Consider the following 591-nt stretch of genomic DNA (forward strand, 5'->3'; position numbering starts at 1 on the left):
GAGGTTGTTGTGCAAGAAGCGCCGCCTTTGTATCTACCGGCGGGCAGCATCATCTCAGGTACTTTGATCACGGGTTTGGATGCCCCTACTCACGAGTCCGCAAGACGCGAGCCTTTTCCTGCATTGCTGAGGATTCAAAAGGAAGCCATTTTACCCAACCGATTTAGAGCGGATATCAAAGAGTGTTTCTTGATCGCCGCAGGTTACGGTGATTTGAGCTCTGAGCGTGCTTATTTGCGAGGCGAGACCATTTCATGTGTGAGAGAAGATGGCGGCGTCATTGAAACACGACTGGATTCTTATGCCGTGGGTGAAGACGGCAAAGCCGGTATTCGTGGCCGATTAGTGTCGAAACAAGGCCAACTGGTGGCCAAATCAATGATGGCCGGATTCCTTCAGGGCTTGGCAGGCGCATTTGATGTAAATCCTGTACCGACGATTCAGACGGGTAATGCCGGTGATACTCAGCTGTACCAGCAAGTCATGAGCCAAGAAGCATTACAAGGCGCTGCGATTAAAGGCACAGGTAAAGCATTGGATCGAGTGGCCAAGTTCTATTTGGACATGGCTGAAAATATGTTCCCAGTCATA

Annotated in this window: 1 protein-coding gene; it reads left to right on the forward strand. The window is 50.3% G+C overall.

What is annotated here, in order from left to right:
- Nucleotides 1-591, forward strand: a 591-nt coding sequence (locus R7Z50_RS29220; protein WP_318149977.1) for a TraB/VirB10 family protein, incomplete at both ends; no start/stop codon positions are given.

The organism is Vibrio sp. 1249-1 (assembly GCF_033340495.1).